The organism is Novosphingobium meiothermophilum (genome assembly GCF_003171715.1).
Taxonomy (GTDB): domain Bacteria; phylum Pseudomonadota; class Alphaproteobacteria; order Sphingomonadales; family Sphingomonadaceae; genus Novosphingobium; species Novosphingobium meiothermophilum.
In genome coordinates, this window is record NZ_QGHL01000008.1 from 129506 (window position 1) to 146033 (window position 16528).

Below are 16528 nucleotides of genomic sequence, written 5' to 3' on the forward strand. Positions count from 1 at the left end.
GGCCAAGGCCGCATCAGCATTCCAGTCGCTTCAGCTACCATTCAAGGACGTTGCGTCCTATAGCGAAGCATGGCTGACCGGAGACCCACGATGTTGCGCACTGTCCCTGCTTTCCTGTTTCTGGCCGTTGCGGCGTCAGTCCCGGCACAGGCGCAGCCTTCCGGGCCGGGCGTTGCCCTGACCGATCCGGGCGGAGAGCGGGTGAACCAGCTTATCGTCTATGGCAATGATCCGTGCCCGCCATCCGAAGGGGGCACGATCACGGTCTGCGCCCGCAAGGACGAGGAAGAGCGCTTTCGCATCCCCAAGCCTTTTCGCGACAATCCCAACGCCGCAGGAAACCAGGCATGGACCGAGCGGGTGAAAGCCTATGAAACCGTTGGCGCCTTCGGGATCAATTCCTGTTCGGCGGTCGGTTCGGGCGGTGCCAGCGGCTGCGTGACCCGCCTGATCGACCGTGCCTATGCCGAGAAGCGCAATGGCCCCGACGTTCAGTTCGGCCGCATGATCGAGGAAGAGCGCGAGCGCCGTCTCAGCACCATCGATGCCGAAGCCGCGGCCGAACAGGCGCGGGTCGAGCAGATCGAACGCGAATACGAAGCCCGGCTCAAGCGCGAACGCGAGGAAGCCGGCGGTCAGACGGGCCAGCAGGCTGCGCCGCCCGCACAGCCCTGAAACGTGCCGCGCGCATCATTCCCGCGCGGACGGGAATGATGCGCGCCCAAGCCTTCGGCCCGGTGCGCCAAGCCTTCAGCCCAGGGCGATGTCGGGTGCGTCTTCCTGCTTCATGCCGACGGTGTGGTAGCCTGCGTCCACATGGTGCGTTTCGCCGGTCACGCCTGAGGACAGATCGGACAGGAAGTAAAGCCCCGCACCGCCCACGTCCTCGATGGTCACGTTGCGGCGCAGGGGGCTGTTCAGTTCGTTCCACTTGAGGATGTAGCGGAAATCGCCGATGCCGCTGGCGGCCAGGGTCTTGATCGGGCCGGCCGAAATGGCGTTGACGCGCACGCCCTGCGGTCCGCAATCGTTGGCCAGGTATTTCACGCTGGTTTCCAGCGCCGCCTTGGCCACGCCCATCACGTTGTAGTGCGGCACCACCTTTTCCGCGCCGTAATAGGTCAGCGTCAGGATCGAACCGCCTTCGGGCATCATCTCCACCGCCCGGCGCGTGACCGCCACAAGGCTGTAGGCCGAGATGTTCATGGTCATCAGGAAGTTGTCGAGCGTGGTGTCGTAGAACTTGCCGCGAAGCTGGTTCTTGTCGGAATAGCCGATGGCGTGCACCACGAAGTCGATCGTCGGCCAGCGCGCCTTGAGCGTATCGAAGGCCGTGTCGAGCGCGTCCATGTCGGACACGTCGCATTCGATCAGGAAATCGCTGCCGAGGCTGGCGGCCAGCGGGCGCACCCGCTTCTCCAGCGCTTCTCCCTGATAGGAGAAGGCGAGTTCGGCGCCGTGTTCGTGCAGCTTCTTGGCAATGCCCCAGGCCAGCGACTTGTCATTGGCGAGGCCCATGATGAGGCCGCGCTTGCCTTGCATAAGTCCGGTCATGCGTTCTCGTTCTCGCTTCTTGTCTTGTTCCCTGCGCGCACCCGCCCGGCGCGTGCGTTGTCATTGTTCCTGTCGTCTCCGCAGGCTGCGCTCTTCGGGTGTTTCGGCCAGCGCTGCGTTGAGTTCGGCTCCCACCACCATCCCTAAGCCGACCAGCCAGAAAAAGAAAAGGGCGATCATGATTCCGGCAAGGCTGCCATAGGTCAGGTCATAGGTGAAAATGGTGCGCAGCGCGACCGGAAGCGCCGTGGTCACGCCGATCCACCAGAGCGTGACGAAAAGTGCGCCGGGCCACTTGGGATATTCCCGGCCGCGATAGGCGCCGGGGGTCAGCGAGATGAACAGGAGCCACAGCGCACCATAGAGAACGACCGCAGGGATGAAGCGGGTAAGTGCAAGCTGCTGCACGAGATCGGTGAAATCCGGCAGCCACGCGCCGATCACTTCCTGCACCGCACCGATCAGCACCTGCGCGAAGATTGCCAGCAGGATCAGCATGACCGAGGCAAGGGTGATTCCCGCCGATGCCAGCCGATAACGCCACAGGGCATGTTCCCAGCGCGTTCCATAGGCGCGGCGCAGGATGTCGCGAATCGTCTCGATCAGGCTGCTTGCCGTCCACAGCCCCACCAGCGCGCCGATCCATAGCAGCCAGCCCGTGCGCGCCTCGATCACGCTGCGGGCCACAGGCTCGATCGTGGCGGCAACCACGGGTGGCAGGGCCACCAGCACCGTGTCGATCGCGGCGGCACGCTGGCCGGGCTCGCCCAGCGCGGAAAACAGAGCAGCGGCAGTGATGAAGAAGGGAAAGAGCGCGATCACCACCATGTAGGCAAGATTGCCCGCGTGGATGGTGCCATCATTGAAGGCGCCGGTAGCCACGCGCACGATCACGGTTCGTGCCTGCGCGAACCAGCGGTGCACCCTGCCCGCACCTTGGGGCCATGGCGGGGCGGCAGGCGTGCCGCGCCGTGCGGCGCGGCGCCGCGCCTCAGGCGAAAGATCGGGCATTTCCAGCAGCACGCGCGCATCGTCACCCGGCAGGGACGGGCCGGGGGACGCGCCGTGTCCGCTCATTCACACACCAAGCTTGCCGCGCAGGTTGCGCAGATCCTGCCAGCCTTCGAGCCGGGCCTTGAGATCGGCGTCATCGGCGGGAAGATCGATCTGGAGCGTTACGAGCTGATCGCCGCGTGTGCCGTCCTTGCGGGTGAAGCCCTTGCCCTTGAGGCGCAGGGTTCGGCCGCTCGAACTGCCGGGCGCGACGGTGAGCATGACCGGACCATCGACGGTCGGCACTTTCACCTTCGCGCCGTGGACCGCCTCGGCAAGGCTGATCGGCAGATCGAGCCGGATATTGTCGCCATCGCGCTCGTAGAACGGATGGCCGCCGATCTCGATGGTGACAATGGCATCGCCGTTGCCGCCGGGGCCGGGTTCACCCTTGCCGGCAAGCCGCATCTGCTGGCCGTTCTCAAGGCCGGCCGGCAGCTTGAGGTCGATCGTCTTGCCATCGGACAGGGTGATGCGCTGGTTTGCGCGGGTTGCCGCATCGACGAACGAAACCTTCAGCCGGTAGCTGACGTTGGCGCCCCGTGGCGGCGGGCCGCGGCGCGCACCTGCGCCCATGCCACCCATGCCGCCCATACCGCCACGCCCGCCAAACAGGCCCTCGAAAATATCGCCAATGTCGATGCCTTCCGGCCCGGCGCCGCCTTCGAACCCGCCATCGTGGCGAAATCCGCCCTGCGTGCCGCGAAATCCGCCGCCAAAGCCACCTCCTGCGAAGCCGCCTCCGGCAAAGGGGCCGGTCGGGTTGCCATCGGCGTCGATCTCGCCCCGGTCGAACTTCGCTCGCTTGTCCTTGTCGGACAGGAGATCGTAGGCGCGCGTCACTTCCGAAAAGCGCTCCGCCGCCGCAGGGTTGTCCTTGTTGGTATCCGGATGGAGTTCCTTTGCCAGCTTGCGATAGGCGGACTTGATGTCCTTCTCGCTCGCGCTGCGCGGGACTCCCAGAATGGAATATGGATCAGCCATGCCGACAAGCTAGGATTTGCAGGCCCTGCCCGCAAGGTTGGCTTTCCTGTTGCAGGCAAGAGGAGTATGCGAGGCCGGCGCAATTGATCCCGGTCATTGCCGCTTCGGGCGGGTGCGCCAATCCTGCGCCCCTCGATGCATCTTCAGACCCTACCATTGTGGGGCCACCTACCTTCAGGCAAGACGCCCTCAGGAAAGACCCGTGACAACCGACCATAGCGCCGATGCAATTCCCCACGCCGATCCCTTCGCGATCTTCGATGCCTGGTTTGCCGAAGCGCGGAAGACCGAGCCGAACGATCCCAACGCCATGGCGCTTGCCACCGCAACGCCGGACGGGCTGCCCTCGCTGCGCATGGTGCTGCTGAAGGGACATGGCCCGGAAGGCTTCGTGTTCTATACCAATTTCCACAGTCGCAAGGGCGGGGAACTGGCGCGCAATCCCCATGTGGCGCTGCTGTTTCACTGGAAGTCGCTGCGCCGCCAGATCCGCATCGAAGGCCCCGTCCGGGAAGTGAGCGCGGCAGAGGCCGATGCCTATTTTGCCAGCCGCCACCCCGAATCGCGTCTTGGATCGGCCGCATCCGACCAGTCGCGCCCCCTGGCCGACCGACAGACCTATCTTGACCGGGTGGCTGCGCTGCGGGCGCAGTATCCCGATGGAAATGTTCCGCGCCCTGCGCATTGGTCGGGCTACCGGGTGGCGCCGGTAGCGATCGAGTTCTGGCAAGACCGAGACTATCGTCTTCACGAACGCCGCCGCTTCGTGGCGGATGGTGCTGGCGTGTGGACCAGCAGCCTGCTTTACCCGTAAGGGAACCGGCCCATGGACATGACCCGCGCCGATTCCCATGCCGATCTGAACCGCAAGGCGGCGCTTGCCAGCATTTCGGTGGCCCTGCTTCTGTCCGGGATGAAACTGTGGGCCGTCTTTTCGACCGGCTCGTCCGCAATGCTCGGCAGCCTTGCCGATACCGCGCTCGATCTGGTGGCCAGCATTGCCACCCTGCTGGGCGTCTGGATCGCGTCGCAGCCGGACGATCACAATCACCGTTTCGGACATGGCAAGGCCGAGGCTCTGGCGGCCATGTTCCAGGTGGTGCTGATCTCGATCTCCGCCATCGGCATTGCCTATCGCTCCATCGGCCAGTTCTTCGGCAAGGCGCAGGTGGCCGAAGCCGAGACGGGTGTTGCCGTTTCGGCGCTGGCCATGGTGGCGACGCTGGCCCTGTTGGCCTATCAGCGCCATGTGATCCGGCAGACCGGCAGTCTCGCGATCAGCACCGACAACGTCCACTACAAGTCGGACCTCTACCTTAACCTTGCCGTCATCGCAGCGCTCGCGCTGGATGTCTGGGCCGGCATCAGAGGCGCGGATGCGGTCTTTGCCTTCGGCATCGCGCTGTGGCTGGGCTGGGGCGCATGGGGCGCTTCGCAGGAGGCGGTGCACCAGTTGATGGACCGGGAATGGCCGCTGGAAAAGCGCGAACGCTTTCTCGAAGTCGTCGCCCGTCATCCTGAACTGAAAGGGATCCATGATCTGCGCACGCGCACCAGCGGCAATCGCGATTTCGTGCAGTTCCACCTCTGGGTCGATGGCAACATGACGGTGACGCAGGCGCACGAGGTCATGGACGAGATTGAGGACAAGCTCATGGCCGAGTTTCCCGGCGTCGAGATCCTTATTCATCCCGACCCCGAAGGGCTGGTCGACGAGGATCTGATGGGTGCGGAAAATCTGCTCCACCCCGGTCCGGACCGCGCCAGCCCTGCCATTGCTGCCCAAGGTGCGCCTAACCGGTGAGGACCAGCGCATGACAAGTCCGAGAGTGCCGTATTATCACGTCGACGCCTTCACCGCCCGCCCCTTGGGCGGCAATCAGGCTGCCGTGATGATACTTGAGGCGTGGCCGAACGATGAGGCACTTCAAGCCATCGGCGCCGAGAACATGTTTGCCGAAACGGCGTTTCTGGTGCCGGACCGCACCGGTCTGGCAGACTTTGAACTGCGCTGGTTCACCCCAGCCGTGGAAGTCGCGATGTGCGGTCATGCCACGCTCGCGTCGGGGCATGTCGTTCTGGTGCAGGAGCCGCTACGCGAGCGCGTGACATTCTCGACCCGCAAGGCAGGTGTTCTTGAGGTATCGCGCGACGGTGACCGTTATGTGCTGTCTCTGCCTGCCGTCGCGACCGCGCCAGGAGCGTTCGACGAAGCCGTGCCCCTGCTTGGCACTGAACGGCCTGCGGAAGTGTGGCAGTGCGATGGCTACACCATATTGCGTTATGCCACGCCTGACGACGTTCTTGCCCTTTCCCCCGATTTCAATGCCTTGATGCGATTTGGCGTGACACAGTTCATCGCCACTGCACGCGGAGAGGGGCATGCATCTGGAGCAGACATCGTCAGCCGCGTTTTCGTGCCCGGTGGTGGGATCGACGAAGATGCTGCAACCGGTTCGGCCCATGCCGCGCTCACCCCGTATTGGGCAAGCAAACTTGGGCGAACGAAGTTCACGGCCCATCAGGCATCCGCACGTGGTGCTGATTTCGTCTGCCGTCTCGAAGGAGACCGTGTTCTGCTGGGCGGCAATTGCGTGACCGTGGTCGAAGGGTTGTTCAGGTTGCCCTATCGATAGAGAGCCACCACATCGGCCAGCGCATCGACCACGCCGTCCAGCCGGTCGTCCTGCGTCTTGCCGAGCCGCACGACCGTGAGCTTGCGCGAGGGGCTGACCAGCACATACTGGCCAAGGTGTCCGATGCAGGCAAACAGATCCCTTGGCCCGCGATCCGGAAACAGCGCGGGCTTTCCGGCTGTGGGCGGGCGGTTCAGCCAGATCTGCGCACCGTATTGCGCCTCGCGCGGGGAGGGGGAGACCATGAAGTCGATCCACTGGCGCGGGATGATCTGCGCTCCCTTGACCGAGCCCTTGTTGCGCAGGAACTCGCCAAAGCGCGCCCAGTCGCGCGCGGTGCCATGAATCAGCGACCCGCCGACAAGCGTTCCGGCGGCATCGAACTCAGGCAGCATCGATTTCATTCCGGCCGGTTCGAACAGGCGGGTGCGCAAATAGTCGGAAACAGCCTCGCGGCGGCTTTCCGCATCGGGTGCCGGAGCCAGCACGCGCGCCGCCAGATCGGCCAGAATAACGCTGCTGGCGGTCGAATATTCGAACTTGCGGCCCGGTTCGGCCTCCAGCGGCTGCTCTTCGGCATAGCGCGCCATGTCGTCACGGCCATCAAGGAACAGCATCCGCACTTCATCCGACCGGTAAACCGGGGTGATGGCTTCCGAATGCCTGAGGCCGGATCGCATCTGCAGAAGCTGGCGCAGGGTAATTTCGCCGCGGGGATCGCCGGGGCGCTGCCACGCCGGGACGGGGGCCGTTTCATCAAGCCGCAGCCGCCCGTCGGAAACCAGCATCCCGATCATGACCCCGGTGATGCTCTTGGCCATCGACCAGCTCACGAAGCGGGTGTTTTCGTGATAGCCGGGAGCATAGCGTTCCGCGACGATCCGCCCGCCCTGCATGACGATGACGGCGCGCGTTTCGCCCTTTTCTGCGGCAAAGAGCGCATCGATGGCGCGGGCCAGCTTTTCGCGGTTCGTGCCGGGCTTTTCATCCACTGCCGCCAGCGCTTCTGCCGAAAGCGGCGGCGGACCGGGCGGGGGGGCATCCCCATGCGAGCAGGAGGCAAGGGCTGGAACCAGTGCCAGCGACACGATAAGGGGTAGCAAGCGACGGGCCATGAGGCCAGTGCTTTCAATCAGAATCGGCACAGATGGCAACCGGCAACAACAGTTCCCCCACAACTGCGTCCCTCACGATTGCACCGAAGCGGCGCAAGTGGCCGCGCGTTCTGATTGTCCTGTTCGCCATGGCGGCGCTGGCGCTTGCCGCCTTCTGGCCGACGCTCCGCAGCTTTGCCCTGACCGGCACCAGTTATGGCGCGCGGGTGGCATGTTCGTGCCGTTATGCGGGCGGACGCGATCTTGCCGATTGCCGCAAGGACTTCGAGCCGGGCATGGAACTGGTCACGCTGAGCGAGGACCGGCAGAGCAAATCGGTCACGGCGCGGTTCGCCCTGCTCTTCGGCCAGACAGCAACCTATCGCGAAGGCTGGGGCTGTGTGCTGGAGCCGTGGGAGAAGGGTGCGCCCTGATCGGGGCTGGCGCCACTTTACCTCCGGCTCTCTGTTGCAATTGCTGGTTTGAGCTTCAGCCTTCCGACCAGCGTTCGGTCGAATCGATCCAGCCGCCGCCCACCACCCTGTCACCGGCATAGATCACCGCCGCCTGTCCCGGCGCGACGCCATATTCGGGCTGGGCAAAGCGGATCGTGACGCTCTGCCCATCGCCCAGCGCGCCTTCAAGGCTGATCGGCACCGGCTTTGCGAGCGAGCGGACCTTGGCCATCAGCGATCCTGCGGGAAGGGGGCCGATGCGGTTGGTTTCGGTAATCCGCGCGCTTCCCACGGCCAGCATCACCCGCGGGCCGACCAGAACACGCCGGGCGGGGGCATCCAGCCCGACGACATAGAGCGGCTCTGCCTGCCCGCCGATTTCGAGGCCGCGCCGCTGGCCCACGGTATAGTGGATGATGCCCCTGTGCTGGCCCATAACCTCGCCGGTGGCGGCGTGCACGATCTCGCCGGGAGCGTCGGCTTCGGGGCGCACGCTGCGGACGATCTTTGCATAGTCGCCATCCGGCACGAAGCAGATGTCCTGACTGTCGGGCTTGGCGGCAACCGCAAGGCCCATTTCCTCGGCCATACGCCGGGTTTCGGTCTTGGGCAGGCCGCCAAGGGGAAAGCGCAGGAAGGCAAGCTGCTCTTCGGTCGTGCCATAGAGAAAGTAGGACTGATCGCGCGCGGGATCGGCCGCGCGATGCAGTTCCGGCCCGTGGACGCCGACGATTCGCTGCACATAGTGGCCCGTGGCAAGGCAATCGGCACCCAGTTCACGGGCCATGGCCAGCAGATCGGTGAACTTCGGCCCCATGTTGCAGCGGATGCAGGGAATGGGGGTGCGCCCGCTCAGGTATTCGTCGGCGAAGCGTTCCACCACCTCCTCGCGGAAGCTGGATTCGTGATCGAAGACATAATGCGCGATACCGAGGCGATCGGCCACGGCGCGCGCATCGCGGATGTCGTCTCCGGCGCAGCAGGCACCCTTGCGGCCGGTGGCCGCGCCATAATCGTAAAGCTGGAGGGTAATGCCGATCACTTCGGCCCCGCTCGCCGCCGCGATTCCCGCCACGACCGAACTGTCGACCCCGCCAGACATGGCAACGACGATACGCCTTTCAGAGATCGGCGCGGGAAGATCGAACAGGTCTGGACAGGTGGCGGCAGAGATCATGGCGCGCGCTTTAGGCCGAATCCCGCGCAAGCGCAAAATCTGCGCGCACCGCGGCACGCGCGCATCGCACAAAATGCCGACTGAACAAAAGGTAATTGCGGCCTTTACCGGACCTTAGCCTTCTGGGGTTTAGGAAAGGTGGTGATGGACATGAGCTTCACCGATCCCGCCGCCTTCGGCCCGGCCACTTCTGCAACCGGCCTGCGCCCGCTGAGCTGGCATGGCCTTTGCGCGCAGATCACCGCGATGCAGGATCTGCGCCGCGCCCTTGCGACTGATCGCGAGCAGGCGGGCGAGGTGTCGGGCGCAAGCTTCGATCATGCCACCGCACGTTTCATGGCAACCCTGATTTCGGGCGCTTCGGCGCAATCTCCAAGGTGTGAACAGCCTGTTAACCCTACCCTTTCAGCGAATGGCAAAGACAATCTTGCCAGAACTGCGGGCACACCGAACGTGGCGCGGACGGGCCACGCCGAAGCACGAGACTGAGATGATCGAGAACCAGAAAATCCGCCCGGCTCAGGTGATTGGCCCTCTTGGCGAGCCGCTCACGCTGGAGAACCTGCCTCCGCCGAACACGACGCGCTGGGTCGTCCGGCGCAAGGCCGAGGTCGTCGCGGCTGTCAATGGCGGCCTGCTGACGATCGATGAGGTCTGCGAGCGCTACGGCCTGACGCTGGAAGAGTTTGCCTCGTGGCAGCGAGCGGTTGACCGCTCCGGGATGCAGGGCCTGCGCGTGACCCGGATCCAGCATTACCGCGATCTCTACGAGCGCCAGCTCAAATACTGATTTCAGCCTTTCCTTCAGGCTCCATCCGCGGCGGCCGCTTCCTTCGGGAGGCGGCCGTTGTTCTTTGGGGCATCTTTTGCCCTGCCTTGCCGAAGGGCTAACTCCGCAAAGCAGTTGGCGCGCGCCGCAGTGATACATAAAGTTACAGATGCCGAAATGACACGCCGCTTCATTTCGGCGTAAGTCCTTCGTCGAGGCAGAATTGCACCTCGTCGGAACGGGGTCTATTGCTTCTGCCTGACATGTCAGGACTGCAGGGTCGCAGTGTTGCGGCAGCGAATTGACTGTGTGATACACCTGTTCGGGAAAAAGAAGGGGGCAGCCCTCGCTCCTGCGTTGGTCCAGTAAACGGCCCGGTAAGCGGCCCGGTAGCCGGTGTTGCCTGAGATGGCGAGGATGCTGGCAAAGGCGGGGTTCAGACGCGGAGCGAAGGCGGTGAAACAGATGAACTACGAGACAACGATTGATCCCGCCAGTGCCGATGCTGTCCGCGCTTTCGAAAGCGAGGGTCTGGACAGGTCGTCCCTGCGCCGCAATGCGCTGATTGCGCTGGGTGTCCTTGCCGTGCTCGTCGGCGTCTGGTATTTCATGCACGGTCCCTCTGGCGCGGATGATTCAGCCGCGAAGGCGCAGGCGCAGGTCGTGACCGTCGTCGTGCCGGGCCAGACGACGATTGCCGGCATGATAAACGCCAGCGGCACCATCGCCGCGCGGCGTGAAATGCCGGTAGGCGTTGCCGGTGAAGGCGGGCGGGTGGTCCAGGTGCTCGTCGATGCGGGCGACTGGGTGAGGGCCGGGCAGGTGCTTGCGGTTATCGACCGTGCCGTCCAGACGCAGCAGATTGCCAGCCAGGCCGCCAATGTCGAGGTGGCTGCGGCCGATGCCCGTCTGGCGCAGGCCAATCTGGATCGTGCGCTCAAGCTGGTTGAGCGGGGCTTCATATCGAAGGCCGATGTCGATCGTCTTACCGCCACCCGCGATGCGGCCGTGGCGCGTGTCGGCGTGGCGCGCGCGGGGCTGGGCGAACTGCGCGAGCGCACCGCGCGCCTCAACATCGTGGCGCCAGCGGCAGGGCTGGTTCTGACTCGCGCTGCCGAGCCGGGCCAGATCGTCAGTCCCGGCGCGGGCGTGCTCTTTTCGATCGCGCGCGAAGGCCAGATGGAAATGCGCGCAAGGATTTCCGAGGCCGATCTCGCCCGGATCAGCGTGGGCGCGGTGGCCGAAGTAACGCCTGTCGGCATGGACCGTTCGTTCACGGGCGAGGTCTGGCAGATTTCCCCCACCATCGACCAGAACACGCGCGAGGGCCTGGCGCGCATCGCGCTGCGGTATGATGCGGCGCTGCGCCCCGGCGGTTTTGCCAGCGCCCGGCTGAAATCGGGTGTCGTGACCGCCCCGCTCCTGCCCGAATCGGCCATTCTGAGCGACGAAAAGGGCACCTATGTTTACGTCATCGGAGATGACAACAAGGCGCAGCGCCGCCCGGTCAAGACCGGTGAGGTTAGCGAGAAGGGCATTGCCGTGCTGGAAGGAATCACCGGGCGCGAACGCATCGTGCTCAGGGCGGGTGGTTTCCTCAATCCGGGCGACAAGGTTCAGCCGGTCATGGCCAAGTAAGGGCAGACCATGAACTTCCAGAACATCTCGGCCTGGTGCATCCGCAATCCGGTCGTTCCGATCGTCCTGTTCATCGGGCTGACGCTGGCGGGCCTCGTCTCGTTCATGCAGATGAAGGTGCAGGACACGCCCGATATCGAGTTTCCGGTGGTCATCGTCCAGATTGCGCAGCCGGGCGCCGCGCCGACCGAGATCGAGAACCAGATCACCCAGCGCGTAGAATCGGCGGTGCGCTCGATCGCAGGGGTCGATACCCTCACCTCGACTGCTTCCGAAGGCAGCAGCACCACGCAGGTCCAGTTCAAGATCGGGCAGGACATCAACGCCGCGGTCAACGAGGTCAAGAACCAGGTCGACCAGATCCGGTCCGACCTTCCCGAAGGCATTCTCGAACCGCGCGTGTTCAAGGTGGAAACCTCCTCGAACCCGATCGCCTATTTTGCGGTCGTTGCCGATGACATGACGCTGGAACAGCTTTCATGGTTCATCGACGATACGATTGCCAAGCGTCTCCTGACCGTGCCGGGCATGGCCGAAGTCAGCCGTTCGGGCGGGGTCAGCCGCGAAATTGCCGTCACCATGGACCCGGTGCGAATGGCGGCGCTGGGCGTCACGGCCAGCCAGATCAATGCGGCGCTGCGGCAGGTGAACATCAATGCCGCGGGCGGACGCACCGAGGTGGCCGGTTCGCGCCAGTCGGTGCGCGTGCTGGGCAATGCCCGGTCTGCCTATGATCTTTCCCAGACGGAAATCACGCTTGGCGGCGGACGCACCGTGCGGCTTGCCGATGTGGCCGACGTTCGTGACGCCTACAGCGAGCTGACATCCATCGCCAAGTTCAACGGGCGGCCTGTTGTCACCTTTTCGATGTCGCGCGCGCGGGGCGAATCCGATGTCTCGGTCTATGAAGGCGCGCTCAAGGAGATGGCGAAGATCGAGAAGGAGCAGGGCGGCCGCATCAAGTTCGAACTGCTCTTCACCTCGGTCACCTATACCAAGGACCAGTATCGCTCCTCGATGAACGCCATGGTCGAAGGGGCCGTTCTGGCGGTCATCGTGGTGTTCTTCTTCCTGCGCGACTGGCGGGCCACGATCGTTTCGGCCATTGCCATTCCGCTATCTTCGATCCCCACGTTCTGGGTGCTCGACCTGATGGGCTTCACGCTCAACCAGATGTCGCTGCTCGCGCTTGGTCTGGTGGCAGGGGTGCTGGTCGACGATGCCATCGTCGAGATCGAGAACATCGTGCGTCACATGCGCATGGGCAAGAGCGCCTATCAGGCCGCGATCGATGCCGCCGACGAGATTGGCCTGGCGGTGGTGGCCACGACCTTCTCGATCGTGGCAGTGTTCTTCCCGGTGGCGCTGATGCCGGGCGTATCGGGCCAGTTCTTCAAGAACTTCGGCCTGACCGTGGTGATTTCGGTCCTGTTCTCGCTGCTGGTCGCGCGCATGATCACGCCGATGGTCGCGGCCTATTTCCTCAAGTCGCATGGCGAGGCCGAGCATGGTGGCGGGCCATGGATGGACCGCTACATGAAAGTGCTGCGCTGGTCGCTCGACACATCGAAGGCCGAAGCCTATCGCGCGCAGCATCCGCGGCGCCGCTTCATGGCCCGGCTGCGCGATCACCGGCTGTGGATGATGGGCATCGGTTTCGGTGCGCTCATGCTTACCTTCGTGCTCTTCGGTTCGATCCCGGCGCAGTTCTTTCCGGATACCGACAGCGATTCGAGCACGGTCACGATCGAGATGGTGCCCGGCACCACGCTTCAGCAGACCGAACGCAAGGTGGCCGAGATCGTCGACATTCTGGCCAAGGAGCAGGAGGTCGAATCCCAGCTTGCCTCCGTGCGCGAGGCGCGGGCGAACATCTATGTCAACCTGCGCAAGGACCGTGTGCGATCAAGCCTTGAGTTCGAACGCCAGCTTACGCCGCGTCTGCAACAGGTGGCGGACGTGCGCGTCAACTTCCAGTCTCAGGGACCGAGCGGGCCGGGCGGTGGTTCGGGACGGCCGATCAGCATCATGCTGGCCGGTTCCGATCCCGTGCTCCTGCAGAAGACCGCGCAGACGCTGGTCGAGCAGATGAGCGAGCTGAAGCTGGTGGTGGCGCCGCGCATCAGCGCCGACCTGCGCAGGCCCGAAGTCATCATCAAGCCGCGGCTTGATCTTGCCGCCAATCTCGGCGTCACGACCCAGGCGCTGAGCCAGGTCATCCGCATCGCCACCCAGGGCGAAATCGACCAGAACAGCGCCAAGTTCTCGCTCTCGGACCGGCAGGTTCCGATCCGCGTCAAGCTGCCGGAGAACGCCCGGCGCGACCTTTCGGTCATCGAGAACCTCCCCGTGCCCACGGCGACGGGAGGTTCGGTGCCGCTGTCGCGCGTGGCCGAGATCGGCTTCGGCTCCGGTCCGACGCAGATCCAGCGCTACAACCAGAGCCGCCGCGTATTCGTTGGTGCCGATCTGCCGCCGGGCGTGGTCAAGGGCGATGCCATGGCCGCGATCATGAAGCTGCCGATCATGAAGAACCTGCCGCAGGGGGTGTCGAACACGGCGGCGGGCGAAGACAAGTTCCAGGCTGAACTGATGAAGAACTTCGTCATCGCCGTGGCATCGGGCATCCTGCTCGTGTTCTCGGTGCTGGTGCTGCTCTACCACCGCTTCATCTCGCCTCTCGTCAACATGGGCTCGCTGTTCCTTGCGCCTCTTGGCGGCCTGCTGGCGATCGGCGCGCTTGGGCAGCCGCTGTCGCTGCCGGTGTTCATCGGCATCCTCATGCTCTTCGGCATCGTTGCCAAGAACTCGATCCTGCTCATCGATTTCGCGCTTGAGGAGATGGCGACCGGAAAGAACAAGCTGGAGGCCATCACCGAGGCCGGGCACAAGCGGGCGCAGCCGATCATCATGACGACCGTGGCAATGGTGGCAGGCATGATCCCGACTGCCGTTGCCGTGGGCGGTGATGGCGGCTGGCGCGCGCCGATGGGAATTGTCGTGATCGGCGGGCTGACGCTTTCGACCGCGCTCACGCTCCTGATCGTGCCCGCCGGGTTCAGTCTGGCAGATGGTCTGGAAAAGCGGATCGGCCCGTGGCTGGCGCGCCACGTCCTTGGCCATGAACCGGATCGGGCAGACGGACCGGAGGCGGCGGGAATGGCGGCAGCGGGAGCCGCGGCAGGGCCTGAGCGCGAGGCCATTGCTGCGGAGTGAACGCGCACCCTTCCGAGCCTGCCTCAGCAGCGGGACCGCCAGCGGGACGGGCAGAGCCGACACGGTTTGCCCTGCGTGATCTCGGCACTGCTACGGGGCATCAGGCCATTGCGCCTGACCGGGCCCGGCGCATGCGCATCGTGGCCACTTGTCTCCTGCTGGCGATGGCGGCGGTCTATGTCGTTTCCCGGATCAACGAGGGGCTGCATCCTGCACTGGGTTTCGTGCGGGCCTTTGCCGAGGCGGCCATGGTCGGCGGGCTGGCCGACTGGTTTGCGGTGACGGCGCTGTTCCGCCATCCGCTGGGCCTGCCCATTCCGCACACCGCGATCATTCCGGAGAACAAGGACCGCATTGCCGATTCGATGGCGGCTTTCCTCAAGACCAACTTCCTTACTCCTCAGGTCATTGCCCGCCGGATGGGCGCGGTGAACCCGGCTGCGGCGGCGGGAGCCTTTCTTGCCGATCCGGCCAAGGGCGAAGGGCGCATCGGCGATGGCGCGGCGGGCCTTGTTGCCGACATTCTCGAATCGCTTGATCCCGATCAGCTTGGCGGCCTTGCCAAGGGCGCGCTGCGCGGACAGCTTGAACGGCTCGAACTCTCGCCGCTGCTGGGCCAGCTTCTTGGCGCGGCGATTGCCGATGGCCGCCACATGCCGGTGATCGAAAGCCTGATCCGCAAGACCGCCGAAACGATCGAGGCCAACGAGCCGCTCATCAAGGCGACGATCCACGAGCGCGCCAATACCATCCTGCGCTGGACCGGGCTGGACGAGAAACTGGCCGAGGCCATTCTCGAAGGCGTTTACAAGCTGCTGGCGGAAACGCTGGTCATCCCCGATCATCCTCTGCGGCGCAAGATCGAGGATGGTCTTGCCGCGCTTGCGCACGATCTGGTCCACGACCCGGCGACACGCGCCAAGGTGGAAAGGATGAAGCTGGAACTGCTTGCCAATCCCGCGTTCGCGCGGTGGCTTGATGCCTTGTGGGAGCGGGGACGCCTGCGCCTCTTGCAGATGGTGCGCGATCCGCAAGGAGCGCTTGGCGGCCAGCTTGGTGCCAGCATGGGCGAACTGGGACGGGCTTTGCAACACGATGTGCGCCTGCAGAGGGTGGTCAACCGCTTCGTGCGGCGCACGCTGATCGGCTTGGCGACCCGTTATGGCGGACAGATCGTCAGGCTGGTGTCGGAAACGGTGAAGCGCTGGGATGCCGGCACCGTGACTGACCGGATCGAAGGCGCGGTCGGACGCGACTTGCAGTTCATCCGGATCAACGGAACGCTCGTCGGCGGGCTTGTCGGCCTTGGCCTCCACGCGCTGGGACTGCTGTTCTGAGCGGCGCGGTCGAACTCGTCACGCCGCGCCTGCGCCTGCGGATGCCGCAGCGCGGGGATCATGTCGTGCTGCATGAACTGGTGGCCGATCCCGCGGTGCACCGTTATCTGTGGCCCCAGCCTGATGATCCGCTGACCGACATGTTCTCGCGAACCCTGCGCGCCGCGGGATCATGGCAACTTTACGGATACGGGCTGTTTCTGGCCTACGAGCGTGCGAGCGGAAGTTTCGTCGGCCAGATGGGCGTGTTCCATTCGTGGCGAGGGTTCGGTCAGGGCATGGATGACGTGCCCGAAGCGGGCTGGATCGTCGCCCGCGAACACTGGGGCAAGGGCTATGCCGGTGAAGCCATGCGCGCGGTGCTTGAATGGTTCGATCAGGCCCACGGAAGGAGTGATGCACGCCCCGATGGTCAGGAGCGCCCCAAGGGCAAGCAACGCATCGTCTGCATGATCGATCCGGCGAACACGGCATCGGTGGCGCTCGCACTGCGGCTGGGTTTCGTGCGCTACGCTTCGCGGCAGACTGGCGAAGCGGACGAGGTTGACCTGTTCGAGAGGCTTGGCTGACCCTTGGCCAGACGGCCGCTCCCGCGCATGCCCGCCTCCATGAAAA

The 16528-nt window shown here is 64.6% G+C and carries 16 protein-coding genes; 11 read left to right on the forward strand and 5 right to left on the reverse strand.

Annotated features, from left to right (window positions below):
• Positions 1 to 90: 90 nt before the first annotated feature.
• Positions 91 to 675, forward strand: a complete 585-nt coding sequence (locus tag DKM43_RS09170; protein ID WP_109798202.1) for a hypothetical protein — start codon at positions 91 to 93, stop codon at positions 673 to 675.
• A 75-nt stretch (positions 676 to 750) separates the two neighbouring features.
• Here the strand turns inward: DKM43_RS09170 and fabI are convergent, their stop codons facing one another.
• From fabI to DKM43_RS09185, 3 genes are read right to left on the reverse strand one after another with little or no spacing between them, the layout of a single operon-like run.
• Positions 751 to 1554 carry an enoyl-ACP reductase FabI gene (gene fabI, locus DKM43_RS09175; RefSeq protein ID WP_109798203.1) on the reverse strand — a complete coding sequence of 268 codons (804 nt, stop codon included), beginning with the start codon at positions 1552 to 1554 and terminating at the stop codon, positions 751 to 753.
• 60 nt (positions 1555 to 1614) lie between these two features.
• Entirely contained in the window at positions 1615 to 2631 is a 1017-nt protein-coding gene (locus DKM43_RS09180) for a YihY/virulence factor BrkB family protein (protein WP_236632482.1), read from the reverse strand.
• Positions 2632 to 3591 (reverse strand): DnaJ C-terminal domain-containing protein, encoded by a 960-nt coding sequence (locus DKM43_RS09185; protein ID WP_109798204.1) that lies wholly within the window; start codon positions 3589 to 3591, stop codon positions 2632 to 2634. It lies immediately after the preceding gene.
• A 202-nt stretch (positions 3592 to 3793) separates the two neighbouring features.
• Between DKM43_RS09185 and pdxH the strand changes: the two genes are divergently transcribed.
• The 3 genes from pdxH to DKM43_RS09200 are packed head-to-tail and all read left to right on the forward strand — an operon-like array spanning position 3794 to position 6227.
• Positions 3794 to 4405, forward strand: a complete 612-nt coding sequence (pdxH, locus tag DKM43_RS09190; protein WP_109798205.1) for a pyridoxamine 5'-phosphate oxidase — start codon at positions 3794 to 3796, stop codon at positions 4403 to 4405.
• 12 nt (positions 4406 to 4417) lie between these two features.
• A complete protein-coding gene (locus DKM43_RS09195; RefSeq protein WP_109798206.1) occupies positions 4418 to 5395 on the forward strand; it encodes a cation diffusion facilitator family transporter in 978 nt (325 codons plus the stop codon).
• A gap of 10 nt (positions 5396 to 5405) precedes the next feature.
• Positions 5406 to 6227 (forward strand): PhzF family phenazine biosynthesis protein, encoded by an 822-nt coding sequence (locus tag DKM43_RS09200; protein WP_109798207.1) that lies wholly within the window; start codon positions 5406 to 5408, stop codon positions 6225 to 6227.
• Here DKM43_RS09200 and DKM43_RS09205 read toward each other — a convergent pair.
• Positions 6218 to 7342 carry a serine hydrolase domain-containing protein gene (locus DKM43_RS09205; protein ID WP_109798453.1) on the reverse strand — a complete coding sequence of 375 codons (1125 nt, stop codon included), beginning with the start codon at positions 7340 to 7342 and terminating at the stop codon, positions 6218 to 6220. The two genes, DKM43_RS09200 and DKM43_RS09205, sit on opposite strands and share 10 nt — an antisense overlap.
• 32 nt (positions 7343 to 7374) lie before the next feature.
• Here DKM43_RS09205 and DKM43_RS09210 point away from each other — a divergent pair, with 32 nt between their 5' ends.
• The gene (locus DKM43_RS09210) at positions 7375 to 7755 is read left to right on the forward strand and encodes a hypothetical protein (protein ID WP_201739822.1); all 381 of its coding nucleotides are present in this window, start codon (positions 7375 to 7377) and stop codon (positions 7753 to 7755) included.
• A 55-nt stretch (positions 7756 to 7810) separates the two neighbouring features.
• Here DKM43_RS09210 and mnmA read toward each other — a convergent pair whose 3' ends face one another.
• Positions 7811 to 8953: a tRNA 2-thiouridine(34) synthase MnmA gene (mnmA, locus tag DKM43_RS09215; protein ID WP_109798208.1), complete on the reverse strand. Its 1143-nt coding sequence runs from the start codon at positions 8951 to 8953 to the stop codon at positions 7811 to 7813.
• A gap of 150 nt (positions 8954 to 9103) precedes the next feature.
• Here mnmA and DKM43_RS09220 point away from each other — a divergent pair, with 150 nt between their 5' ends.
• The 6 genes from DKM43_RS09220 (at position 9104) to DKM43_RS09245 (ending at position 16482) form a co-directional block, all read left to right on the forward strand.
• A complete protein-coding gene (locus tag DKM43_RS09220; RefSeq protein ID WP_145960493.1) occupies positions 9104 to 9442 on the forward strand; it encodes a hypothetical protein in 339 nt (112 codons plus the stop codon).
• Position 9443: 1 nt separating this feature from the next.
• Positions 9444 to 9743 (forward strand): CtrA inhibitor SciP, encoded by a 300-nt coding sequence (sciP, locus tag DKM43_RS09225; RefSeq protein WP_109798210.1) that lies wholly within the window; start codon positions 9444 to 9446, stop codon positions 9741 to 9743.
• Between the two features lie 444 nt (positions 9744 to 10187).
• Entirely contained in the window at positions 10188 to 11360 is a 1173-nt protein-coding gene (locus DKM43_RS09230) for an efflux RND transporter periplasmic adaptor subunit (RefSeq protein ID WP_109798455.1), read from the forward strand.
• 9 nt (positions 11361 to 11369) lie between these two features.
• The gene (locus tag DKM43_RS09235) at positions 11370 to 14576 is read left to right on the forward strand and encodes an efflux RND transporter permease subunit (protein WP_109798211.1); all 3207 of its coding nucleotides are present in this window, start codon (positions 11370 to 11372) and stop codon (positions 14574 to 14576) included.
• 131 nt (positions 14577 to 14707) lie between these two features.
• Positions 14708 to 15913, forward strand: coding sequence for a DUF445 domain-containing protein (locus DKM43_RS09240; protein ID WP_201739823.1), 1206 nt, complete (start codon positions 14708 to 14710; stop codon positions 15911 to 15913).
• A gap of 29 nt (positions 15914 to 15942) precedes the next feature.
• Positions 15943 to 16482 carry a GNAT family N-acetyltransferase gene (locus DKM43_RS09245; RefSeq protein WP_407938492.1) on the forward strand — a complete coding sequence of 180 codons (540 nt, stop codon included), beginning with the start codon at positions 15943 to 15945 and terminating at the stop codon, positions 16480 to 16482.
• Positions 16483 to 16528: the final 46 nt, after the last annotated feature.